This window comes from Citrobacter sp. CK202 (assembly GCF_030333225.1).
GTDB classification, from domain to species: domain Bacteria; phylum Pseudomonadota; class Gammaproteobacteria; order Enterobacterales; family Enterobacteriaceae; genus Citrobacter_B; species Citrobacter_B koseri.
Map to the genome: position 1 here is coordinate 557165 of NZ_JAOWGI010000029.1, position 22084 is coordinate 579248.

A 22084-nucleotide genomic window follows, 5' to 3' on the forward strand; every position below is an offset into this window, starting at 1 on the left:
AAATCACTCGCCGCGATACACGCAGCCTGCTGTGCAGGTCTCTTTCACCATTACTGCGCTCAGCAGCGGTACGGCAGGTTTAACCTGATCCCAAATCCATTTTGCCAGCACTTCGCTGGTTGGATTTTCCAGACCTGGAATATCGTTCAGATAATAATGATCCAGACGATCGTACGTCGGTTTGAACGCGGCTTTCAGTTCGGCGAAATCCATGATCCAACCGGTATGCGGATCGACGTCACCGGTAATTTCAAGGCGCACCATAAATGAATGACCATGCAGGCGGCCACATTTATGCCCTTCCGGTACGTGGGGCAGGCGGTGAGCGGCTTCAAAGGTGAAATCTTTAAACAAGGTGGTGGACATGGATGATTAACTCTCAAGAATACAAAAACCGCCGTAGGGTACCGGAAAGCACATTTTTTATCATTAACTAAAACGGCGTTGACGCGCGGATAATGAGATTCACACAAGAATTGTGAATTATTTCTTTCTATTTCAATAGGTTGTTTAATCGCTTTTGTTGTTAATAACTATAACTAAAACAGGTTAGTCCATTTGGTTATTTGTTATTTCCATCCCTTCTTTAATTGTTATTATCCCCGCCGTTAACCTTATCGCTAGTTTGGTCTTTTTGCATAAATTCCGCTTTGCTACTGGAACATAACGACGCATGACAACACAGGCCCCACCATCCGCTTTGCTTCCGCTAAACCCGGAGCAGCTGGCACGCCTTCAGGCGGCCACAACCGATCTTTCTCCCACCCAGCTTGCCTGGGTTTCCGGCTATTTCTGGGGAATGCTGAACCAGCAGCCGGGCACGCTCGCCGCCACGCCAGCGCCTGTCGCTGAAATGCCGGGTATTACGCTTATTTCTGCATCGCAAACCGGCAATGCGCGGCGCGTGGCGGAAGCCCTGCGCGATGACCTGCTGGCGGCGAAACTGAGCGTCACGCTGGTTAATGCGGGCGACTACAAATTCAAACAGATCGCCAATGAAAAGCTGCTGGTTGTGGTCGCGTCCACGCAGGGCGAAGGCGAGCCGCCGGAAGAAGCCGTTGCGCTGCGTAAGTTTCTGTTCTCTAAAAAAGCGCCGAAGCTCGACAACACCGCCTTCGCCGTCTTTGGCCTCGGTGATACCTCCTATGAATTTTTCTGCCAGGCGGGTAAAGATTTCGACAGCAAGCTGGCGGAACTGGGGGGGGAGCGTCTGCTCGATCGCGTCGATGCGGATGTGGAATATCAGGCGGCGGCACAAGAATGGCGGGCTCGCGTTGTTGACGTACTGAAAGCGCGCGCGCCGAGCGCATCGGCAGCGCAGGTCGCTGTCGCGGCAACGGGGGCCGTGAATGACGTGCATTCCAGCCCTTATACCAAAGAAGCGCCGCTGAGCGCCTCGCTCGCCGTCAATCAGAAAATCACCGGCCGCGACTCGGAAAAAGATGTGCGCCATATCGAAATCGATCTGGGCGATTCCGGCCTGCGTTATCAGCCGGGCGATGCCCTGGGCGTCTGGTATCAGAACGATCCTGAACTGGTCAAAGAGATCGTCGAACTGGTCTGGCTGAAAGGCACGGAGCCGGTTACCGTTAACGGTAAGGTGCTGCCGCTTGCCGAAGCCTTGCAGTGGCATTTTGAGCTGACGGTGAACACCGCCAATATCGTGGAAAACTACGCCACGCTGACCCGCAGCGAATCGCTGTTGCCGCTGGTGGGTGATAAAGCCCAGTTGCAGCATTACGCCGCGACGACGCCTGTCGTTGATATGCTGCGTTTCTCTCCGGCTCAGCTGGATGCTGATGCGCTGGTGGGGCTGCTGCGCCCGCTGACGCCGCGTCTTTACTCGATAGCCTCTTCCCAGGCGGAAGTCGAGAGTGAAGTGCATATCACCGTAGGCGCCGTGCGTTATGAAATAGAAGGCCGGGCGCGGGCGGGCGGGGCATCAAGCTTCCTGGCCGACCGCGTGGAAGAAGAGGGTGAAGTGCGCGTATTTATCGAACACAACGATAATTTCCGTCTGCCGGCCAACCCGGAAACACCGGTGATCATGATAGGTCCAGGCACCGGGATCGCCCCTTTCCGCGCCTTTATGCAGCAGCGTGCGGCAGATGAAGCGCCGGGTAAAAACTGGTTGTTCTTTGGCAACCCGCACTTTACCGAAGATTTTCTCTACCAGGTGGAATGGCAGCGCTACGTCAAAGAGGGCGTCCTGAGCCGCATCGATCTGGCCTGGTCCCGCGATCAAAAAGAAAAAATATACGTACAAGACAAACTGCGCGAACAGGGCGCAGAGCTGTGGCGCTGGATTAATGACGGCGCGCACATTTATGTCTGCGGCGACGCCAATCGCATGGCGAAAGACGTTGAGCAGGCACTGCTGGAAGTGATTGCCGAATTCGGCGGTATGGATGCCGAGGCGGCGGATGAATTTTTAAGTGAGCTGCGCGTTGAGCGCCGTTATCAGCGAGATGTCTACTAATGAGCGAAAAACATCCAGGCCCACTGGTGGTCGAAGGTAAACTGGCAGATGCCGAGCGCATGAAGCTTGAGAGCAACTACCTGCGCGGCACCATTGCTGAAGATTTGAATGACGGCCTGACCGGCGGTTTTAAAGGCGACAACTTTCTGCTGATCCGTTTTCACGGTATGTACCAGCAGGATGACCGCGACATTCGCGCCGAGCGCGCCGAGCAGAAGCTGGAGCCGCGTCATGCGATGCTGCTGCGTTGCCGTCTGCCGGGTGGGGTTATCACCACCAGTCAGTGGCAGGCGATCGATAAATTCGCCGCTGAAAATACGATTTACGGCAGCATTCGCCTGACTAACCGTCAGACCTTCCAGTTCCACGGCATTCTGAAAAAGAACGTGAAGCCGGTACATCAGATGCTGCACTCCGTTGGGCTGGACGCGCTGGCGACCGCCAACGACATGAACCGTAACGTGCTGTGCACCTCTAACCCATATGAGTCTGAGCTGCATGCCGAAGCCTATGAGTGGGCGAAAAAGATCTCCGAGCATTTGCTGCCGCGCACCCGCGCCTATGCGGAGATCTGGCTTGATCAGGAAAAGGTCGCCACAACGGATGAGGAGCCGATCCTCGGCCAGACCTATCTGCCGCGTAAGTTCAAAACGACCGTGGTGATCCCGCCGCAGAACGACATCGATCTGCACGCCAACGACATGAACTTTGTCGCCGTGGCGGAAAATGGCAAGCTGGTGGGCTTTAACCTGCTGGTCGGCGGCGGGCTTTCTATTGAGCACGGGAACAAGAAAACGTATGCCCGCACCGCGAGCGAGTTCGGCTATCTGCCGCTGGAGCATACTCTGGCGGTGGCGGAAGCGGTGGTGACGACTCAGCGTGACTGGGGTAATCGCACCGATCGTAAAAACGCCAAAACCAAATACACTCTGGAGCGTGTTGGGGTCGAGACGTTCAAGGCGGAAGTCGAGCGTCGTGCAGGCATCAAATTTGAACCGATCCGCCCGTATGAATTTACCGGGCGCGGCGATCGCATCGGTTGGGTGAAAGGCATCGACAACAAATGGCACCTGACGCTGTTTATTGAGAATGGCCGTATTCTGGATTATCCGGGGCGCCCGCTGAAAACCGGTCTGCTGGAGATCGCGAAGATCCATAAGGGTGAATTCCGTATTACCGCCAACCAGAACCTGATCATTGCCGGCGTGCCGGAAAGCCAGAAAGTGAAGATTGAAAAACTGGCGCGCAACCACGGCCTGATGAATGCAGTCACATCGCAGCGTGAAAACTCGATGGCCTGCGTATCGTTCCCGACCTGCCCGCTGGCGATGGCGGAAGCGGAGCGTTTCCTGCCGACCTTTGTCGATAAAGTGGACGCGTTGATGACCCACCACGGCGTGAGCGATGAGCACATCGTGCTGCGCGTGACGGGCTGCCCAAATGGCTGCGGACGCGCCATGCTGGCGGAAGTCGGTCTGGTGGGGAAAGCGCCAGGTCGTTATAACCTGCATCTGGGCGGCAATCGCATCGGAACGCGTATCCCGCGTATGTTCAAAGAGAACATTACCGAGCCGGAAATTCTGGCGTCGCTGGATGAACTGATTGGGCGCTGGGTGAAAGAGCGCGAAGCGGGTGAAGGCTTCGGCGACTTTACGGTGCGTGCGGGCATCATTCGCCCGGTGCTCGATCCCGCCCGGGATTTCTGGGAATAACGTGCATCGCCGGATGGCGGCATAAATGCCTTATCCGGCCTACGTAGACGGTAGGCCTGATAAGCGTAGCGCCATCAGGCAAGGCAAACAGTGAGGAACTTATGTCCGTACTCGATCTAAACGCCCTGAATGAATTGCCGAAAGTCGAGCGCGTCATGGCGCTGGCTGAAACCAACGCGCAGCTGGAAAAGTTGGATGCTGAAGGACGCGTGGCGTGGGCGCTGGAGAATCTACCCGGTGAATACGTGCTCTCGTCGAGCTTTGGTATTCAGGCGGCGGTCAGCCTGCATCTGGTTAACCAGATTCGCCCGGATATTCCGGTTATCCTGACCGATACCGGCTATCTGTTCCCGGAAACCTACCAGTTTATTGATGAGCTGACGGAAAAGCTGAACCTGAACCTGAAAGTCTATCGTGCGACGGAAAGCGCGGCCTGGCAGGAAGCCCGCTACGGTAAACTGTGGGAGCAAGGCGTTGAGGGCATTGAGAAATACAATGACATCAACAAAGTCGAGCCGATGAACCGGGCGTTAAAAGAGCTTAACGCGCAAACGTGGTTTGCTGGCCTGCGCCGCGAACAATCCGGGAGCCGGGCGCATCTGCCTGTGCTGGCGATTCAGCGCGGCGTTTTTAAAGTGCTGCCCATCATCGACTGGGATAACCGGACGGTGTACCAGTATCTGCAAAAACACGGTCTGAAATACCATCCGCTATGGGATCAGGGCTATCTGTCGGTTGGCGATACCCACACCACCCGTAAATGGGAGCCCGGCATGGCGGAAGAAGAGACGCGATTCTTCGGGCTGAAGCGCGAGTGCGGGCTGCACGAAGGGTGATTGTTGCCTGATGGCGCTGCGCTTATCAGGCCTACAGACACTGTCTGGTAGGCCGGATAAGGCATTTATGCCGCCATCCGGCAAGTGCAGCTCTGTAGGCCCGGTAAGGCGTAGCCGCCACCGGGCGACACATCAGGCTTTACCGGCTTTCGCCAGTTCTTTTACCAGTGGCAACATGATGCGCACGACATCGCGACTGCGGTGTTCAATTCTTCCTGGTAGCGCCTTGTCGATGTGCTGTTGGTTATCCAGACGCACATCGTGCCAACTGTTTCCGGCCGGAAATGAAGGCGTTTTCGCACGCTGCTGATAGCCGTCTTTTTTCCCCAGATTCCAGTTGGTGGCTTCAACCGACAGCACGGAAATACCGGCTTTATCGAAGACTTCGGCGTCGTTACAGCAGCCTGTGCCTTTCGGGTAATCCTTGTTCAGACCCGGATTGGTCGCGGCGGCGATACCGTGGCTGCGCGCAATCGCCAGCGCCCGGTCGCGCGTCAGTTTGCGTACGGCTTCCGGCGTTTGCTGCCCGCTATTGAAGTAGAGTTTGTCGCCGACAATCAGGTTATCAAGGTTAATCACCAGCAGCGTATTTTTCTTCTCAGCGGCGCTCATTCGCTTAAGCAGGTTTTCTGCGCCCAGCTTTCCCTCTTCTTCACCGCTGGTAGCGATAAAGCGGATGCCGTACTGCGTCGGGATGTCTTTCAGGCGTTCAGCCAGTTCCAGCATCACGCCCAGCCCGGCGGCGTTATCGTCAATGCCCTGCAAGGTTAAACCGCCGAGATTGGCGTCGGTATCGGCATCGCTCAGCGGCGCATAGGTATCCAGGTGCGCCATAATAATAATTTGTTGCGGCGCTTTCCCTTCGTGCGCCGCAATAACGGTACTGCCCGCCACGTTATGCCAGTTCTTGCGATTATTCCTGGCGGTATAAATATAGCGGCTATTAAATGTTCGGATATCGCTGCGATATCCCATCTGCTCAAATTGCTGACGTAAATAATCGGCAGAGAGCATCTCCGCCGGTGTTCCGGTCATTCTGCCGGGAAAGAATGTTGCAATGTGTCGTGCCTGAATATTGGCGATATCGCCAGGCTTCGGTGACGTTGCCTGCGCGGGAAGGATAAAGCATACGCCGAGCGCCAGGAGCGCTGCACGGAGGCGCGATGCGGAAAACATAGTGAGTCCTTAAATACAGAGCAGAAATTTTTACCCGCTTAGTATGAAACCGTGATTGCCGTAAAACAATTTCATTTGCTCTGAAATGCCCTAAATTCGGTGGGTTAAGCACTTTTTGATATTTGCTTTCTCAAATCGTTATTCCTTTGAGGAACTACTCATTCCAATTCGTAATTTCATTCGTTCTCCCGCGCTCCCTATAGTCGTGTTATCTGAATGTTTAGCAAAATAGCGGTATTGCAAAGGAACGGTTATGGACCAAAAACGACTCACCCACCTGCGGCAGCTGGAAGCGGAAAGCATCCATATCATTCGCGAGGTGGCCGCCGAATTTTCTAATCCGGTGATGATGTATTCCATCGGTAAAGATTCCAGCGTCATGCTGCATCTGGCGCGTAAAGCGTTTTATCCAGGCTCGTTGCCGTTTCCGCTGCTGCACGTTGATACCGGCTGGAAGTTTCGTGAGATGTACGAATTCCGCGATCGCACCGCAAAGGCCTACGGCTGTGAACTGCTGGTGCATAAAAACCCGGAAGGGGTGGCGATGGGGATTAACCCGTTCGTTCACGGTAGCGCTAAACACACCGATATTATGAAAACCGAAGGGTTGAAACAGGCGTTGGATAAATATGGCTTTGACGCCGCGTTCGGCGGCGCGCGCCGCGACGAAGAGAAGTCGCGCGCCAAAGAGCGTATTTATTCCTTCCGCGACCGCTTTCACCGCTGGGACCCGAAAAACCAGCGCCCGGAGCTATGGCACAACTATAACGGGCAGATTAACAAAGGCGAAAGCATCCGCGTTTTCCCGCTCTCTAACTGGACCGAACAGGATATCTGGCAGTACATCTGGCTGGAAAATATCGAGATCGTGCCGCTGTACCTGGCCGCTGAGCGCCCGGTGCTGGAGCGCGACGGCATGCTGATGATGATCGATGACGATCGTATTGACCTGCAACCCGGCGAGGTGATCAAAAAACGCATGGTGCGTTTCCGTACCCTCGGCTGCTGGCCGCTCACGGGGGCGGTGGAATCCAGCGCGCAGACGCTGCCGGAAATTATTGAAGAGATGCTGGTCTCGACCACCAGTGAACGTCAGGGGCGCGTGATTGACCGCGACCAGGCGGGCTCAATGGAGCTGAAGAAACGTCAGGGGTATTTCTAAGGAGCCGCCATGAACACCACACTTGCACAACAAATCGCTAATGAAGGCGGCGTCGAAGCCTGGATGGTTGCCCAGCAACACAAAAGCCTGCTGCGTTTTCTGACCTGCGGCAGCGTCGATGACGGTAAAAGCACGCTGATTGGCCGACTGCTGCACGATACGCGTCAGATTTATGAAGATCAGCTCTCGTCGCTGCATAACGACAGTAAGCGTCATGGCACCCAGGGTGAAAAACTCGATCTGGCGCTGCTGGTCGACGGGTTGCAGGCTGAGCGCGAGCAGGGAATTACCATTGATGTGGCGTACCGCTATTTCTCGACCGAGAAACGCAAATTTATTATTGCCGACACGCCAGGGCACGAGCAGTACACGCGTAACATGGCGACCGGCGCATCGACCTGCGATCTGGCGATCCTGCTGATCGACGCCCGCAAAGGCGTGCTGGATCAGACCCGCCGCCACAGTTTCATCTCTACGCTGCTGGGCATTAAGCACCTGGTGGTGGCGATCAACAAGATGGATCTGGTGGGGTTCAGCGAGGAGACGTTCGCCCGTATTCGCGAAGACTACCTGACGTTTGCCGGGCAGCTGCCGGGGAACCTGGACATCCGCTTTGTGCCACTCTCTGCGCTGGAAGGGGATAACGTCGCGACCCAGAGCGCCAGTATGCCGTGGTACAACGGCCCGACGCTGCTGGAAGTGCTGGAGACGGTTGAGATCCAGCGGGTTGTCGACACCCAGCCGATGCGCTTCCCGGTACAGTATGTGAACCGGCCGAACCTCGATTTCCGTGGTTATGCCGGAACGCTGGCCTCCGGCAGCGTGAAGGTCGGGCAGCGTGTCAAAGTTCTGCCGTCCGGCGTTGAATCCAACGTGGCGCGCATCGTCACCTTTGATGGCGATCTGCAAGAGGCGCACGCCGGTGAAGCGATTACGCTGGTGCTGAAAGATGAAATTGACATCAGCCGTGGCGATCTGTTGCTGGATGCAGGCGAAAACCTGCCAGCCGTACAGAGCGCCGCCGTTGATGTGGTATGGATGGCGGAACAACCGCTGTCGGCCGGGCAGAGTTATGACATCAAGATTGCCGGTAAAAAGACCCGTGCGCGCGTCGATGCCATTCGCCATCAGGTTGATATCAACAACCTGACCCAGCGCGAGGTGGAAAGCCTGCCGTTGAACGGTATCGGCCTGGTCGAACTGACTTTTGACGAACCGTTAGTGCTGGATACATACCAGCAGAACCCGGTCACTGGCGGGTTAATCATCATCGACCGGCTGTCCAACGTGACCGTTGGCGCGGGGCTGGTGCGTGAGCCTATTGAGCGCACCGCCGCGACGCCTTCCGGGTTCAGCGATTTTGAGCTGGAACTGAACGCGCTGATCCGTCGCCACTTCCCGCACTGGGGCGCGCGTGATTTGCTGGGAGGCAAGTAATGGCGCTGCATGACGAAAACGTCGTCTGGCATGCCCATGCGGTGACGCGCGAAGATCGTGAAGCGCTGCATGGGCATAAAGGGGCTGTGGTCTGGTTTACGGGACTTTCCGGTTCGGGGAAATCAACGGTTGCAGGCGCGCTGGAAGAGGCCCTGCATAAGCTGGGCGTCAGCACCTGGCTGCTGGATGGCGATAATGTCCGTCACGGCCTGTGCAGCGATCTTGGCTTTAGCGACGCAGACCGTAAAGAGAATATCCGTCGGGTGGGGGAGGTTGCGAACCTGATGGTGGATGCCGGGCTGGTGGTGCTGACGGCGTTTATTTCGCCGCATCGCGCGGAGCGGCAGATGGTGCGCGAGCGCATCGGGGAGGGGCGGTTTATCGAGGTTTTTGTCGATACGCCGCTGGCAACCTGTGAAGCGCGCGATCCTAAAGGGCTGTACAAGAAGGCCAGGGCGGGTGAACTGCGTAATTTCACCGGCATTGATTCGGTATATGAAACGCCTGAATCGCCTGAAGTTCATCTGGATGGTGAACAATTAGTAACAAATTTGGTTGCCCAATTATTAGATCTACTGAGACAGGGCGATATTATCAGATCCTGAGACACCGCCGGGCTTGTATGCCTGGTGAGTCAAGGTTACAGGATTCGATATGCGTAATAGCCATAACATTACTATCACAAGGTCAGATGCCCTCACGACCGACGACGACACAACCTGGTCACTGCCGGGCGCCGTGGTCGGTTTTGCCTCGTGGCTGCTGGCGTTGGGAATTCCCTTTCTCATCTATGGCCCTAACACGCTGTTTTTCTTCCTCTATACCTGGCCCTTCTTCCTGGCGCTCATGCCTGTTGCGGTTGTGGTTGGCGTGGCCCTGCATTCAATCATGAGCGGCAAACTGTTCTACAGCATTACGGCTACGCTATTAACGGTAGGCGCGATGTTTGGCGCGCTCTTCATGTGGCTGTTGGGGTAGGTCAGCCCTCCCTTTTCATGACGGGCGAGAGTGGCCATAATTCAAACCGTAACCAACAATAAGATTATGTTCTCCCTGCACGAGATATGCGGATCGGCGGATAAATGTGGTACATTTGCCCGCGTTGTCGCGGCATTCCCGCCTCAGAGTAGAGTCTCTGGGAAAGTTATGGGATGATGGTGCCGTTTTTCAGGGGGCAGGATGGGTAAACTAACGCTGCTGCTGCTGACTTTACTGGTCTGGTTGCAGTATTCGCTGTGGTTCGGTAAGAACGGCATACATGACTACAGCCGCGTCAACGATGATGTGGCTGCGCAGCAAGCTACGAATGCGAAACTTAAAGCGCGTAACGATCAGCTTTTCGCCGAAATTGACGATCTCAATGGCGGCCAGGAAGCGATCGAGGAGCGCGCGCGTAATGAACTCAGCATGACCAAACCGGGCGAAACTTTTTACCGTCTGGTGCCTGACGCGTCTAAACGTGCTCAGGCTGCGGGGCAAACTAATCGATAAATCAGCCCAGGAAATGACATGGCAGCCACTTTATTGGACGTTTGCGCTGTGGTACCGGCTGCCGGATTTGGCCGCCGAATGCAAACGGAATGTCCTAAGCAATATCTCTCTATTGGCAATAAAACCATTCTTGAACACTCGGTGCATGCGCTGCTGGCGCATCCCCGGGTGACGCGCGTCGTTATCGCAATCAGCCCTGGCGACAGCCGCTTCGCCGAACTTCCTCTGGCGCAACATCCGCAGGTCACCGTCGTGGACGGAGGTGACGAACGCGCCGATTCCGTACTGGCAGGCTTACGGGCGGCCGGTGACGCGCAGTGGGTGCTGGTGCATGACGCCGCCCGGCCTTGTCTGCATCAGGATGACCTGGCGCGTCTGCTCTCGCTTAGCGAAACCAGCCGCACGGGCGGAATCCTCGCCGCTCCGGTACGCGACACCATGAAACGCGCCGAGCCGGGTCAAGCCGCCATTGCGCATACCGTAGAGCGTACCGACCTGTGGCACGCGTTAACGCCGCAATTCTTCCCACGCGAGCTGCTGCATGATTGCCTGAGCCGTGCGCTGAACGAAGGCGCGACCATTACCGATGAGGCGTCCGCGCTGGAGTATTGCGGTTTTCATCCCCAACTGGTTGAAGGCCGGGCTGATAATATAAAAGTCACCCGCCCGGAAGATCTGGCGCTTGCGGAATTTTATCTGACCCGAACAATCTAGACACAAAATCATTCAGGCTGCATCGAGGCGGCAACTGAGTGCATCCCCAGGAGCTTACATAAGTAAGTGACTGGGGTGAACAAAGGCAGCCAACAAAGAGGCAGCTTGAAGGATGATGTGTATATCAGGAGAATGCATAATGCGAATCGGACACGGTTTTGACGTACACGCTTTTGGCGGAGAAGGCCCAATTATCATTGGTGGCGTGCGCATCCCGTATGACAAAGGGCTGCTGGCGCATTCTGATGGCGACGTGGCGCTGCATGCGCTGACCGATGCGCTGCTCGGCGCGGCGGCGCTTGGCGATATCGGCAAACTTTTCCCGGATACCGATCCGGCCTTTAAAGGCGCGGACAGCCGCGAATTGCTGCGGGAAGCATGGCGACGCATTCAGGCCAAAGGCTATACCCTTGGTAACGTGGACGTGACCATTATCGCCCAGGCGCCGAAGATGCTGCCGCATATCCCGCAAATGCGCGTGTTTATCGCGGAAGATCTTGGTTGTCATATGGATGATGTCAACGTCAAGGCGACCACCACGGAGAAACTCGGGTTCACCGGGCGTGGGGAAGGGATTGCCTGCGAAGCGGTGGCGCTACTGATTAAGGCCGCGAAATGACCGAGTTTGAAAACCTGACGTACCTCCACGGAAAGCCGCAGGGCGCCGGGCTGCTTAAAGCGAACCCGGAAGATTTTGTGGTGGTTGAAGATTTAGGTTTTGAGCCAGATGGCGAAGGCGAACATATTCTGGTTCGCATTCTGAAAAACGGTTGTAACACCCGTTTTGTGGCCGATGCGCTGGCGAAATTCCTTAAAATTCATGCCCGTGAAGTGAGCTTTGCCGGGCAGAAAGACAAGCATGCCGTCACTGAACAGTGGCTGTGCGCGCGCGTGCCGGGCAAAGAGATGCCAGACCTGAGCGCATTCCAGATTGAAGGCTGTAAAGTGCTGGAGTACGCGCGTCACAAACGTAAGCTGCGTTTAGGCGCGCTGAAGGGCAACGCGTTTACGCTGGTGCTGCGTGAAGTCAGCCATCGTGATGATGTCGAAGCCCGGCTACAGGCCATCAATACGCGCGGCGTACCAAACTATTTTGGCGCGCAGCGATTCGGCATTGGCGGCAGCAACCTGCAAGGCGCGCTGCGCTGGGCGCAAAGCAATGCGCCGGTGCGCGATCGCAATAAACGCAGTTTTTGGTTGTCGGCGGCCCGCAGTGCGTTGTTTAATCAGATCGTCAACGAACGCGTGAAAAAACCAGACTTTAATCAAGTTGTTGATGGCGATGCGCTACAATTAGCGGGGCGCGGGAGCTGGTTTGTGGCCACGCAGGAAGAACAGGCGGAATTGCAGCGTCGCGTTGACGAAAAAGAACTGATGATTACGGCGGCGCTTCCCGGTAGCGGCGAGTGGGGAACCCTGCGCGACGCGCTGGCGTTTGAAGAGGCTGCCATTGCGGATGAGGGCGAACTGCAATCGTTACTGCTGCGCGAAAAGGTTGAAGCGGCGCGCAGAGCGATGCTGCTCTATCCGCAACAATTACGCTGGAACTGGTGGGATGACGTCACCGTTGAGCTGCGCTTCTGGCTACCGGCAGGCAGTTTCGCCACCAGCGTCGTAAGGGAACTGATTAACACAATGGGTGATTATGCGCATATTGCTGAGTAACGATGATGGGGTCCACGCGCCCGGTATACAAACGCTGGCGAAAGCGCTGCGTGAGTTTGCTGACGTACAGGTCGTCGCCCCGGATCGTAACCGCAGTGGCGCGTCAAACTCGCTGACGCTGGAATCCTCGCTTCGTACCTTTACCTTTGATAACGGCGATATCGCCGTGCAGATGGGCACACCGACCGACTGCGTCTACCTGGGCGTGAACGCGCTGATGCGTCCGCGCCCGGATATTGTGGTTTCAGGCATTAACGCGGGCCCCAATCTGGGCGATGATGTCATCTATTCCGGGACCGTCGCCGCAGCGATGGAGGGCCGTCACCTGGGTTTTCCCGCGCTGGCGGTATCGCTTGACGGCCATCAGCACTATGAGACGGCGGCAGCGGTAACCTGCTCTATTTTGCGTGCATTACGTCGGGAGCCGCTGCGTACCGGACGCATTCTGAATATCAATGTCCCGGATCTGCCGCTGGATCAAATCAAAGGCATTCGCGTAACCCGCTGCGGCAGCCGCCATCCGGCCGATCAGGTTATTCCACAGCAGGACCCGCGCGGCAACACGCTGTACTGGATCGGCCCGCCGGGAGGCAAATGCGACGCCGGGCCGGACACCGATTTTGCGGCAGTGGATGAGGGCTATGTCTCCGTTACCCCGCTGCATGTGGATTTAACGGCGTATAGCGCGCATGATGTGGTTTCGGACTGGTTAGACAGCGTGGGAGTTGACGCGCAATGGTAAGCAGACGCGTACACACTCTTCTTGAACAATTGCGCGCTCAGGGCATCAAAGATGAGCAAGTGCTGGATGCGCTTGCCGCCGTCCCGCGTGAAAAATTCATTGATGAAGCGTTTGAACATAAAGCCTGGGACAATATCGCTTTGCCGATTGGCCAGGGGCAGACCATTTCGCAGCCCTATATGGTGGCGCGAATGACAGAATTGCTTGAGCTGACGCCGCAATCCAGAGTGCTGGAGATCGGCACTGGCTCCGGGTATCAGACGGCGATTCTCGCGCATCTGGTACAGCATGTGTGCTCGGTGGAGCGCATTAAAGGGCTGCAATGGCAGGCGCGTCGTCGCCTGAAACAGCTTGATTTACACAATGTTTCAACTCGTCATGGCGATGGATGGCAAGGTTGGCAGGCTCGCGCCCCGTTTGACGCCATCATCGTGACGGCAGCTCCGCCGGAAATTCCGACGGCGTTAATGACGCAGCTGGATGAAGGCGGGATTCTCGTTTTACCCGTGGGTGAGGAGCATCAGTTCTTGAAACGGGTGCGTCGCCGGGGAGGCGAATTTATTATCGATACCGTGGAGGCCGTCCGCTTTGTGCCTTTAGTGAAAGGCGAACTCGCTTAAGCATCCTTTAATACCCGGATTTTTCCTGGTTATTTTATAAAGGGTAAGCGTATTGTGGGGACGTTTCCAGCGTCCAGGCCGATGCCTTGCACGGTTATTACGTCACTGGTTGTTAACCAAATTTTTCCTGGGGGATAAATGAGCGCGGGAAGCCCAAAATTCACCGTTAGCCGCATTGCGGCATTGTCGCTGGTTTCGCTATGGCTGGCAGGTTGTTCCAATTCTTCGAATCCTCCTGCGCCGGTAAGCTCAGTTAATGGTAATACCCCGTCGAGCACCAGCTCCGGGATGCTGATCACGCCGCCGCCCAAAATGGGGACAACGGCGCAACAAACGCCGCAGATTCAGCCCGTGCAGTCTGTTCAACCGGTTGCCCAGTCCCGGCAGATCCAGCCGGTCGCTGAGCAGCCTGTGCAAATGGAAAATGGCCGTATCGTGTACAACCGCCAGTATGGGAACATTCCGAAAGGCAGCTACACCGGCGGCAGCACATACACCGTTAAAAAAGGCGACACGCTTTTTTATATCGCCTGGATCACCGGGAACGATTTCCGCGACCTTGCTCAGCGTAACAACGTTCCGGCCCCATACGGCCTGAATGTGGGGCAAACGCTCCAGGTCGGCAATGCCTCAGGCACGCCAATTACCGGCGGCAACGCGATTACGCAGGCGGATGCAGTAGAGCAAGGAGTTGTGACCAAACCTGCACAAAATTCCACCGTTGTAGTTGCGTCGAAACCGACAATTACGTATTCTGAGGATTCAGGTGAACAAAGTGCTAATAAAATGTTGCCGAACAACAAGCCTGCTGGGACCGTGGTCACAGCGCCTGTAACGGCACCAACAGCGAGCACAACCGAACCGACTGCAAGCAGTACGTCAACCAGTTCGCCAATCTCCACATGGCGCTGGCCGACTGAGGGCAAAGTGATCGAAAACTTCGCGGCTACCGAAGGTGGCAACAAAGGGATCGACATTGCAGGCAGTAAAGGACAGGCTATTGTCGCGACCGCAGATGGACGCGTCGTATATGCCGGTAACGCGCTGCGCGGTTACGGTAATCTTATTATCATCAAACACAACGATGATTACCTGAGTGCCTACGCCCATAACGATACGATGCTGGTCCGGGAACAACAAGAAGTTAAGGCGGGGCAAAAAATCGCTACCATGGGTAGCACCGGAACCAGTTCTACACGCTTGCATTTTGAAATTCGTTACAAGGGGAAATCCGTAAACCCGCTGCGCTATTTACCGCAGCGATAATTCGGCGGAACCAGGCTTGCACTTGCTAGTTCCGTCCAGGGATCACGGGTAGGAGCCACCTTATGAGTCAGAATACGCTGAAAGTTCATGATTTAAATGAAGACGCGGAATTTGATGAGAACGGAGTAGAGGCTTTTGACGAAAAAGCCTTGAGTGAAGAGGAACCCAGTGATAACGACCTGGCTGAAGAGGAGCTGTTATCGCAAGGGGCCACACAGCGTGTGTTGGACGCGACTCAGCTTTACCTTGGTGAGATTGGTTATTCGCCACTGTTAACGGCCGAAGAAGAAGTTTATTTTGCGCGTCGCGCACTGCGTGGAGATGTTGCCTCTCGCCGTCGCATGATTGAGAGTAACTTGCGTCTGGTGGTAAAAATTGCCCGCCGTTATGGCAATCGTGGACTGGCGTTGCTGGACCTGATTGAAGAGGGCAATCTGGGGCTTATCCGTGCCGTCGAGAAGTTTGACCCTGAACGTGGGTTCCGTTTCTCAACATACGCTACCTGGTGGATTCGCCAGACGATCGAACGGGCCATTATGAACCAAACCCGTACGATTCGACTGCCGATTCACATTGTTAAAGAGCTGAACGTCTATCTGCGTACCGCACGAGAGTTGTCGCATAAACTGGATCACGAACCGAGCGCGGAAGAGATAGCAGAGCAACTGGATAAACCGGTTGATGACGTCAGCCGTATGCTTCGTCTCAACGAGCGCATAACCTCGGTAGACACCCCGCTGGGTGGTGATTCCGAAAAAGCGTTGCTGGATATCCTGGCCGATGAAAAAGAGAACGGCCCGGAAGACACCACGCAAGATGATGATATGAAACAGAGTATCGTCAAATGGCTGTTCGAACTGAACGCCAAACAGCGTGAAGTGTTGGCACGTCGTTTCGGTCTGCTGGGGTATGAAGCGGCGACACTGGAAGATGTGGGGCGTGAAATTGGTCTCACCCGTGAACGTGTTCGTCAGATTCAGGTTGAAGGCCTGCGTCGTCTGCGCGAAATTTTGCAGACTCAGGGGCTGAATATCGAAGCGCTGTTCCGTGAGTAAGTGATTATTCGTCAAAAAAGGCCAGTCGTGAGACTGGCCTTTTTCTTTGGGCGTCAGTTCGTATCGTAGGCCAAATAAGGCGTAGCCGCCATCTGGCACTTATTGCCCGATGGCGCTTTGCTTATCGGGCCGACAAAAATATCCCAGGCTGACTTTACCCCATCATCTTACGCACCAGCTGCGTGAACTGCGCACGCTCATCGTCGCTCAGGCGCCCTAAAAATTCATCATCCACACGATCCCCCAACGGCATGGCGCCGGTCAGCAGCGTTTCTCCTTCGCCAGTAAGATAAACAAAGCGGCGGCGTTTATCTTGTGGATCGCTTTCCCGCGTTACCAGTCCCCGGCTTTCCATTCGGCTTAGCATCTCCGCCAGCGTCGCTTTTGTACTGACCGCCGCCTCCATTAGGGCAATCTGCTCAATGCCTGGATGCTCAGCAATAGCGCGCATTACCGCATACTGTGGCTTGGTCAGTTCCGGTAATTCGTGCTGCCAGCGGGCCGTATGCTGTTGAAAAAGCTGACGTAACAGATGAAACGCTGTGTTTCGTAACTCCATGTGCGCTCCTGGCAAAATATCTGTTGCTATCATAACGGGTTGTAGCAATTTTTATAATGCTCAATCTTTTAGCTCTCCGTGCGGCTATGGGGAATGAAGCTTGTCCAGGTATTCCGGGTAGCGTATTTTATCTAAAACGTTCGTATACGAACAAAATGGAGTGATGGATGAGACTGATTGTGGGGATGACCGGCGCAACGGGGGCGCCGCTAGGCATTGCGCTGCTACAGGCGCTGCGGCAAATGCCGACAGTAGAAACACACCTGGTAATGTCTAAGTGGGCCAAAACGACCATTGAGCTGGAAACGCCTTACAGTGCGCGAGATGTTGCCGGACTGGCTGATTACTGCCATAACCCGGCGGATCAGGCGGCGACGATCTCTTCCGGCTCATTTCGCACCGACGGCATGATCATTATGCCTTGCAGTATGAAAACGCTGGCGGGGATTTGCGCAGGATATGCCGAGGGGTTAGTTGGCCGTGCCGCCGACGTGGTGCTGAAAGAAGGGCGCAAACTGGTGCTGGTGCCGCGTGAAATGCCGCTCAGCACGATCCATCTGGAAAACATGCTCGCCCTTTCCCGCATGGGGGTCGCGATGGTGCCGCCCATGCCTGCTTTCTACAACCATCCGCAAACCATTGATGATATTACGCAGCATATTGTGGCGCGTGTGCTGGATCAGTTTGGTCTGGAGCATCCGCGTGCCCGGCGCTGGCAGGGGTTGCAGCAGGCGCAGAATTTTTCACAGGAGAATGAATAATGGCATTTGATGACTTACGCAGCTTTTTGCAGGCGCTCGACGAGCAGGGGCAACTGCTGAAAATCAGTGAAGAAGTGAATGTAGAGCCGGATCTGGCTGCTGCGGCTAACGCAACCGGGCGCATTGGCGACGGCGCGCCCGCGCTGTGGTTCGATAATATCCGTGGCTTCACGGATGCGCGCGTGGCGATGAACACCATTGGTTCCTGGCAGAACCATGCCATCTCTTTAGGCTTGCCGCCCAATACGCCAGTAAAAAAGCAAATTGATGAATTTATCCGCCGCTGGGACACGTTCCCCGTCGCCCCCGAGCGCCGTGCCAACCCGGCGTGGGCGGAAAACACCGTTGATGGCGAGGCGATCAACCTGTTTGATATTCTGCCGCTGTTTCGCCTCAACGATGGCGATGGCGGCTTCTATCTGGATAAAGCCTGTGTCGTCTCCCGCGATCCGCTCGACCCGGATCACTTCGGCAAGCAGAATGTGGGTATCTACCGGATGGAAGTGAAAGGCAAGCGCAAGCTGGGCCTGCAACCGGTGCCAATGCACGATATCGCGCTGCATCTGCATAAGGCGGAAGAGCGTGGCGAAGATCTGCCGATTGCTATTACGCTCGGTAACGATCCGATCATCACTCTGATGGGCGCCACGCCGCTGAAATACGATCAGTCTGAGTATGAAATGGCGGGCGCGCTGCGCGAAAGCCCATACCCGATCGCCACCGCGCCGCTGACCGGCTTTGATGTGCCGTGGGGTTCAGAAGTGATCCTTGAAGGGGTGATCGAAAGCCGTAAGCGTGAAATTGAAGGGCCGTTTGGCGAGTTTACCGGCCACTATTCTGGTGGGCGCAATATGACGGTAGTGCGCATCGACAAAGTGTCTTATCGCACTAAACCGATTTTTGAATCGCTCTACCTCGGGATGCCGTGGACTGAAATCGACTACCTGATGGGGCCAGCGACCTGTGTGCCGCTGTATCAGCAGTTGAAAGCGGAGTTCCCGGAAGTGCAGGCGGTTAACGCCATGTATACCCACGGTCTGCTGGCGATTATCTCGACCAAAAAACGCTACGGCGGGTTTGCCCGCGCGGTCGGCCTGCGGGCAATGACCACACCGCACGGTCTGGGCTATGTGAAGATGGTGATTATGGTTGATGAGGATGTCGATCCGTTCAACCTGCCGCAGGTGATGTGGGCGCTGTCGTCGAAGGTCAACCCGGCAGGCGATCTGGTGCAGCTGCCGAACATGTCGGTGCTGGAACTGGACCCAGGCTCAAGCCCGGCGGGGATCACTGACAAACTGATTATCGACGCCACAACGCCGGTTGCGCCGGATAATCGCGGCCACTATAGCCAGCCGGTATGTGATTTACCGGAAACCAAAGCCTGGGCTGAAAAGCTGACTGCCATGCTGGCCAACCGTAAATAAGGAGTAGCAGATGATTTGTCCACGTTGTGCTGATGAACATATTGAATTGATGGCGACCTCTCCGGTCAAAGGGATCTGGACGGTGTATCAGTGCCAACATTGTCTGTACACCTGGCGTGATACTGAGCCGCTACGCCGTACCAGCCGCGAACATTATCCGCAAGCGTTTCGCATGACGCAGAAAGATATTGATCAAGCGCCGATGGTGCCGGGCATTCCACCGCTGCTGGCGGAAGATAAGCGTTAATAAAAAAGCCGGATGGCGGCTGACGCCTTATCCGGCCTACGGATTGTGGTGTGTCTTGCTGGCCTGTGCATCGGGCGTTGTGCCGGATGGCGGCTGACGCCTTATCCGGCCTACGGATTGTGATGCTTCTTGTAGGCCCGGTAAGCGTAGCGCCACCGGGCGTTTCTGATTTACACCAGACTCTTCAACCGGTAGATCCACTCCAGCGCCTGGCGTGGCGTCAGAGAGTCAGGGTCGAGGTTCTCCAGCGCTTCAACGGCAGGAGAGGTCTCTTCCGCAACCGACAGCAGCGACATCTGCGTACCATCCACCTGGGTCGCGGCGGCATTCGGCGAGAGGCTTTCCAGCTCGCGCAGCTTTTGCCGCGCGCGTTTGATCACCTCTTTCGGCACGCCCGCCAGCGCAGCTACCGCCAGACCGTAACTCTTGCTTGCCGCCCCGTCCTGCACGCTGTGCATAAAGGCGATGGTATCGCCGTGCTCCAGCGCGTCCAGATGCACATTCGCGACGCCTTCCATTTTCTCCGGCAACTGCGTCAGTTCGAAGTAGTGGGTGGCGAACAGCGTCAACGCTTTGATCTTATTCGCCAGATTTTCCGCACACGCCCACGCCAGCGACAGGCCGTCATAGGTTGATGTGCCGCGCCCGATTTCGTCCATCAAAACCAGACTGTTTTCGGTCGCGTTGTGCAAAATATTGGCGGTTTCGGTCATCTCGACCATGAAGGTTGAACGACCGGAAGCCAGATCGTCCGCCGCGCCTACGCGGGTAAAGATGCGGTCAATCGGGCCAATCTCAACGCTTTGCGCTGGCACGTAGCTGCCAATATACGCCAGCAGCGCAATCAGCGCGGTCTGACGCATATAGGTGCTTTTACCCCCCATGTTCGGCCCGGTGATAATCAACATTCGGCGCTGCGGGGAAAGGTTCAGCGGGTTGGCGATAAACGGCTCGTTCAGCACCTGCTCGACAACCGGATGGCGACCTTCGGTAATACGAATGCCGGGCTTATCGCTAAAAGTCGGACAGGTATAATTCAGCGTATACGCGCGTTCAGCCAGGTTGACCAGCACGTCCAGCTCAGCCAGCGCATTGGCGCTCTGTTGCAGCTCTGCCAGGTGAGGGAGCAGCAGATCGAACAGCTCGTCATAAAGCTGTTTTTCCAGCGCCAGCGCTTTGCCTTTAGAGGTCAGAACTTTGTCTTCGTACTCTTTCAGCTCGGGAATAATGTAGCGCTCGGCGTTTTTCAGCGTCTGACGGCGGACGTAGTTAATGGGCGCCAGGTGGCTTTGCCCACGGCTGATCTGGATGTAATAACCGTGTACGGCGTTAAAGCCGACTTTCAGCGTATCCAGCCCGGTACGTTCACGCTCGCGTATTTCCAGACGATCGAGATAGTCGGTCGCCCCGTCAGCCAGCGCGCGCCATTCGTCCAGTTCTTCGTTGTAGCCCGGCGCAATAACGCCGCCGTCGCGCACCAGAACCGGCGGCGCATCGATAATGGCGCGTTCCAGCAGATCGCGCAGTTCGGTAAACTCGCCCATTTTCTCGCGCAGGTTCTGCACGGGGGCGCTGGTTACGGTTTCAAGCTGTGCGCGCAGTTCCGGTAACTGCTGGAAGGCGTGACGCATACGGGCGAGATCGCGTGGTCGGGCGGTACGCAAGGCCAGACGGGCGAGGATACGCTCCAGGTCGCCCACCTGACGCAGCACCGGTTGCAATTCACTGGTCACATCCTGCAACGCGCCAATGGTCTGCTGACGTTCGATCAGGGTTTTCGTGTCGCGCACCGGCATATGCAGCCAGCGTTTGAGCATACGGCTGCCCATTGGCGTGACGGTGCAGTCGAGCACCGAAGCCAGCGTATTGTCCACGCCGCCCGCCAGGTTCTGGGTGATCTCCAGGTTGCGGCGCGTGGCGGCATCCATAATGATGCTGTCCTGCTGGCGTTCCATCGTAATGGAGCGAATGTGTGGCAGTGAAGTGCGCTGGGTGTCTTTGACGTACTGCAACAGACAGCCTGCGGCGCACAGTCCGCGTGGTGCGTTCTCTACGCCAAAGCCGATCAGGTCCCGTGTACCAAATTGCAGGTTTAGCTGCTGGCGAGCGGTATCGATTTCAAATTCCCACAGCGGGCGACGGCGTAAACCACGGCGGCCGTCGATCAGCGCCATTTCGGCAAAATCTTCGGCGTACAGCAGTTCTGCCGGGTTAGTGCGCTGTAATTCTGCGGCCATCGTTTCACGGTCAACCGGTTCGCTTAAGCGAAAACGCCCGGAGCTGATGTCCAGCGTGGCGTAACCGTAGCCTTTGCTGTCCTGCCAGATGGCGGCCAGCAGGTTGTCCTGGCGCTCCTGCAACAGCGCTTCATCGCTGATAGTGCCAGGCGTAACGATGCGCACGACCTTACGTTCAACCGGGCCTTTGCTGGTGGCCGGATCGCCAATCTGTTCACAGATTGCGACGGACTCCCCTTGATTGACCAGCTTCGCAAGGTAGTTTTCGACGGCGTGATGCGGGATGCCCGCCATCGGAATCGGTTCGCCCGCCGATGCGCCGCGTTTGGTCAGCGAAATATCGAGTAATTGCGAGGCGCGGCGTGCATCGTCGTAAAACAGTTCGTAAAAATCGCCCATGCGGTAAAACAGCAGGATCTCCGGGTGCTGGGCTTTCAGCTTGAGATACTGCTGCATCATGGGGGTATGGGCGTCGAGATTATCGATTGTACTCATGGA

The 22084-nt window shown here is 56.1% G+C and carries 22 protein-coding genes; 18 read left to right on the top strand and 4 right to left on the bottom strand.

All coding sequences use genetic code 11. The features are described from left to right. Positions 1-3 precede the first annotated feature (3 nt). Positions 4-366 carry a 6-carboxytetrahydropterin synthase QueD gene (gene queD, locus OGX84_RS22390; RefSeq protein ID WP_012134875.1) on the bottom strand — a complete coding sequence of 121 codons (363 nt, stop codon included), beginning with the start codon at positions 364-366 and terminating at the stop codon, positions 4-6. A gap of 307 nt (positions 367-673) precedes the next feature. On the opposite strand from queD, the gene cysJ reads away from it, so the two are divergent. From cysJ to cysH, 3 genes are all read left to right on the top strand, one after another. Further along, a complete protein-coding gene (cysJ, locus tag OGX84_RS22395; RefSeq protein ID WP_104868258.1) occupies positions 674-2479 on the top strand; it encodes an NADPH-dependent assimilatory sulfite reductase flavoprotein subunit in 1806 nt (601 codons plus the stop codon). Beyond that, positions 2479-4191 carry an assimilatory sulfite reductase (NADPH) hemoprotein subunit gene (cysI, locus tag OGX84_RS22400; protein WP_286458410.1) on the top strand — a complete coding sequence of 571 codons (1713 nt, stop codon included), beginning with the start codon at positions 2479-2481 and terminating at the stop codon, positions 4189-4191. Before cysJ ends, cysI begins: the two co-directional genes overlap by 1 nt. Before the next feature lie 101 nt (positions 4192-4292). Next, entirely contained in the window at positions 4293-5027 is a 735-nt protein-coding gene (cysH, locus tag OGX84_RS22405; RefSeq protein WP_058668019.1) for a phosphoadenosine phosphosulfate reductase, read from the top strand. Positions 5028-5159: 132 nt separating this feature from the next. Here cysH and OGX84_RS22410 read toward each other — a convergent pair whose 3' ends face one another. Next, positions 5160-6203, bottom strand: a complete 1044-nt coding sequence (locus tag OGX84_RS22410; protein WP_112001654.1) for an aminopeptidase — start codon at positions 6201-6203, stop codon at positions 5160-5162. A gap of 253 nt (positions 6204-6456) precedes the next feature. On the opposite strand from OGX84_RS22410, the gene cysD reads away from it, so the two are divergent. The 12 genes from cysD (at position 6457) to rpoS (ending at position 16355) form a co-directional block, all read left to right on the top strand. Next, positions 6457-7365, top strand: a complete 909-nt coding sequence (cysD, locus tag OGX84_RS22415; RefSeq protein WP_047461624.1) for a sulfate adenylyltransferase subunit CysD — start codon at positions 6457-6459, stop codon at positions 7363-7365. A 9-nt stretch (positions 7366-7374) separates the two neighbouring features. Continuing rightward, positions 7375-8802 (top strand): sulfate adenylyltransferase subunit CysN, encoded by a 1428-nt coding sequence (cysN, locus tag OGX84_RS22420; protein WP_104868262.1) that lies wholly within the window; start codon positions 7375-7377, stop codon positions 8800-8802. Next, complete coding sequence (cysC, locus tag OGX84_RS22425) at positions 8802-9407, top strand: adenylyl-sulfate kinase (RefSeq protein ID WP_104868263.1); 606 nt, start codon at positions 8802-8804, stop codon at positions 9405-9407. The genes cysN and cysC overlap by 1 nt, the downstream gene beginning before the upstream one ends. A gap of 49 nt (positions 9408-9456) precedes the next feature. After that, on the top strand, positions 9457-9780 hold the full coding sequence (locus OGX84_RS22430) for a DUF3561 family protein (protein WP_012134865.1): 324 nt from the start codon (positions 9457-9459) through the stop codon (positions 9778-9780). A 201-nt stretch (positions 9781-9981) separates the two neighbouring features. Next, the gene (gene ftsB, locus OGX84_RS22435) at positions 9982-10293 is read left to right on the top strand and encodes a cell division protein FtsB (protein ID WP_012134864.1); all 312 of its coding nucleotides are present in this window, start codon (positions 9982-9984) and stop codon (positions 10291-10293) included. Between the two features lie 18 nt (positions 10294-10311). After that, positions 10312-11007 (top strand): 2-C-methyl-D-erythritol 4-phosphate cytidylyltransferase, encoded by a 696-nt coding sequence (gene ispD, locus OGX84_RS22440; RefSeq protein ID WP_112001655.1) that lies wholly within the window; start codon positions 10312-10314, stop codon positions 11005-11007. A gap of 139 nt (positions 11008-11146) precedes the next feature. After that, complete coding sequence (ispF, locus tag OGX84_RS22445; protein ID WP_012134862.1) at positions 11147-11626, top strand: 2-C-methyl-D-erythritol 2,4-cyclodiphosphate synthase; 480 nt, start codon at positions 11147-11149, stop codon at positions 11624-11626. Next, entirely contained in the window at positions 11623-12672 is a 1050-nt protein-coding gene (gene truD / locus OGX84_RS22450) for a tRNA pseudouridine(13) synthase TruD (protein ID WP_012134861.1), read from the top strand. The genes ispF and truD overlap by 4 nt, the downstream gene beginning before the upstream one ends. Beyond that, the gene (surE, locus tag OGX84_RS22455) at positions 12653-13414 is read left to right on the top strand and encodes a 5'/3'-nucleotidase SurE (protein ID WP_012134860.1); all 762 of its coding nucleotides are present in this window, start codon (positions 12653-12655) and stop codon (positions 13412-13414) included. The genes truD and surE overlap by 20 nt, the downstream gene beginning before the upstream one ends. Next, positions 13408-14034, top strand: a complete 627-nt coding sequence (gene pcm, locus OGX84_RS22460; protein WP_012134859.1) for a protein-L-isoaspartate O-methyltransferase — start codon at positions 13408-13410, stop codon at positions 14032-14034. The genes surE and pcm overlap by 7 nt, the downstream gene beginning before the upstream one ends. A 138-nt stretch (positions 14035-14172) precedes the next feature. Next, on the top strand, positions 14173-15300 hold the full coding sequence (gene nlpD, locus OGX84_RS22465; protein WP_286458412.1) for a murein hydrolase activator NlpD: 1128 nt from the start codon (positions 14173-14175) through the stop codon (positions 15298-15300). Positions 15301-15362: 62 nt separating this feature from the next. Continuing rightward, positions 15363-16355 (top strand): RNA polymerase sigma factor RpoS, encoded by a 993-nt coding sequence (rpoS, locus tag OGX84_RS22470; protein ID WP_000081498.1) that lies wholly within the window; start codon positions 15363-15365, stop codon positions 16353-16355. 154 nt (positions 16356-16509) lie between these two features. On the opposite strand, the gene OGX84_RS22475 is transcribed toward rpoS, so the two are convergent. Next, positions 16510-16914: a MarR family winged helix-turn-helix transcriptional regulator gene (locus OGX84_RS22475; RefSeq protein WP_286458414.1), complete on the bottom strand. Its 405-nt coding sequence runs from the start codon at positions 16912-16914 to the stop codon at positions 16510-16512. A 167-nt stretch (positions 16915-17081) separates the two neighbouring features. Between OGX84_RS22475 and OGX84_RS22480 the strand changes: the two genes are divergently transcribed. Genes OGX84_RS22480 through OGX84_RS22490 form a run of 3 tightly spaced genes read left to right on the top strand, consistent with a single transcriptional unit; the run spans position 17082 to position 19349 of the window. Then, positions 17082-17675, top strand: a complete 594-nt coding sequence (locus tag OGX84_RS22480; RefSeq protein WP_286450563.1) for a non-oxidative hydroxyarylic acid decarboxylases subunit B — start codon at positions 17082-17084, stop codon at positions 17673-17675. Next, positions 17675-19102: a non-oxidative hydroxyarylic acid decarboxylases subunit C gene (locus tag OGX84_RS22485; RefSeq protein ID WP_286450564.1), complete on the top strand. Its 1428-nt coding sequence runs from the start codon at positions 17675-17677 to the stop codon at positions 19100-19102. The genes OGX84_RS22480 and OGX84_RS22485 overlap by 1 nt, the downstream gene beginning before the upstream one ends. A 10-nt stretch (positions 19103-19112) precedes the next feature. Next, positions 19113-19349: a non-oxidative hydroxyarylic acid decarboxylases subunit D gene (locus OGX84_RS22490; RefSeq protein ID WP_012134852.1), complete on the top strand. Its 237-nt coding sequence runs from the start codon at positions 19113-19115 to the stop codon at positions 19347-19349. 170 nt (positions 19350-19519) lie between these two features. Here the strand turns inward: OGX84_RS22490 and mutS are convergent, their stop codons facing one another. Continuing rightward, positions 19520-22081, bottom strand: coding sequence for a DNA mismatch repair protein MutS (mutS, locus tag OGX84_RS22495; RefSeq protein ID WP_012134851.1), 2562 nt, complete (start codon positions 22079-22081; stop codon positions 19520-19522). Between the last annotated feature and the right edge of the window lie 3 nt (positions 22082-22084).

Excerpts from the sequence above, each read along its gene's own strand:
- queD (WP_012134875.1), bottom strand. The coding sequence starts at position 366 with ATGTCCACCACCTTGTTTAAAGATTTCACCTTTGAAGCCGCTCACCGC.
- cysJ (WP_104868258.1), top strand. The coding sequence starts at position 674 with ATGACAACACAGGCCCCACCATCCGCTTTGCTTCCGCTAAACCCGGAG.
- cysI (WP_286458410.1), top strand. The coding sequence starts at position 2,479 with ATGAGCGAAAAACATCCAGGCCCACTGGTGGTCGAAGGTAAACTGGCA.
- cysH (WP_058668019.1), top strand. The coding sequence starts at position 4,293 with ATGTCCGTACTCGATCTAAACGCCCTGAATGAATTGCCGAAAGTCGAG.
- OGX84_RS22410 (WP_112001654.1), bottom strand. The coding sequence starts at position 6,203 with ATGTTTTCCGCATCGCGCCTCCGTGCAGCGCTCCTGGCGCTCGGCGTA.
- cysD (WP_047461624.1), top strand. The coding sequence starts at position 6,457 with ATGGACCAAAAACGACTCACCCACCTGCGGCAGCTGGAAGCGGAAAGC.
- cysN (WP_104868262.1), top strand. The coding sequence starts at position 7,375 with ATGAACACCACACTTGCACAACAAATCGCTAATGAAGGCGGCGTCGAA.
- cysC (WP_104868263.1), top strand. The coding sequence starts at position 8,802 with ATGGCGCTGCATGACGAAAACGTCGTCTGGCATGCCCATGCGGTGACG.
- OGX84_RS22430 (WP_012134865.1), top strand. The coding sequence starts at position 9,457 with ATGCGTAATAGCCATAACATTACTATCACAAGGTCAGATGCCCTCACG.
- ftsB (WP_012134864.1), top strand. The coding sequence starts at position 9,982 with ATGGGTAAACTAACGCTGCTGCTGCTGACTTTACTGGTCTGGTTGCAG.
- ispD (WP_112001655.1), top strand. The coding sequence starts at position 10,312 with ATGGCAGCCACTTTATTGGACGTTTGCGCTGTGGTACCGGCTGCCGGA.
- ispF (WP_012134862.1), top strand. The coding sequence starts at position 11,147 with ATGCGAATCGGACACGGTTTTGACGTACACGCTTTTGGCGGAGAAGGC.
- truD (WP_012134861.1), top strand. The coding sequence starts at position 11,623 with ATGACCGAGTTTGAAAACCTGACGTACCTCCACGGAAAGCCGCAGGGC.
- surE (WP_012134860.1), top strand. The coding sequence starts at position 12,653 with ATGCGCATATTGCTGAGTAACGATGATGGGGTCCACGCGCCCGGTATA.
- pcm (WP_012134859.1), top strand. The coding sequence starts at position 13,408 with ATGGTAAGCAGACGCGTACACACTCTTCTTGAACAATTGCGCGCTCAG.
- nlpD (WP_286458412.1), top strand. The coding sequence starts at position 14,173 with ATGAGCGCGGGAAGCCCAAAATTCACCGTTAGCCGCATTGCGGCATTG.
- rpoS (WP_000081498.1), top strand. The coding sequence starts at position 15,363 with ATGAGTCAGAATACGCTGAAAGTTCATGATTTAAATGAAGACGCGGAA.
- OGX84_RS22475 (WP_286458414.1), bottom strand. The coding sequence starts at position 16,914 with ATGGAGTTACGAAACACAGCGTTTCATCTGTTACGTCAGCTTTTTCAA.
- OGX84_RS22480 (WP_286450563.1), top strand. The coding sequence starts at position 17,082 with ATGAGACTGATTGTGGGGATGACCGGCGCAACGGGGGCGCCGCTAGGC.
- OGX84_RS22485 (WP_286450564.1), top strand. The coding sequence starts at position 17,675 with ATGGCATTTGATGACTTACGCAGCTTTTTGCAGGCGCTCGACGAGCAG.
- OGX84_RS22490 (WP_012134852.1), top strand. The coding sequence starts at position 19,113 with ATGATTTGTCCACGTTGTGCTGATGAACATATTGAATTGATGGCGACC.
- mutS (WP_012134851.1), bottom strand. The coding sequence starts at position 22,081 with ATGAGTACAATCGATAATCTCGACGCCCATACCCCCATGATGCAGCAG.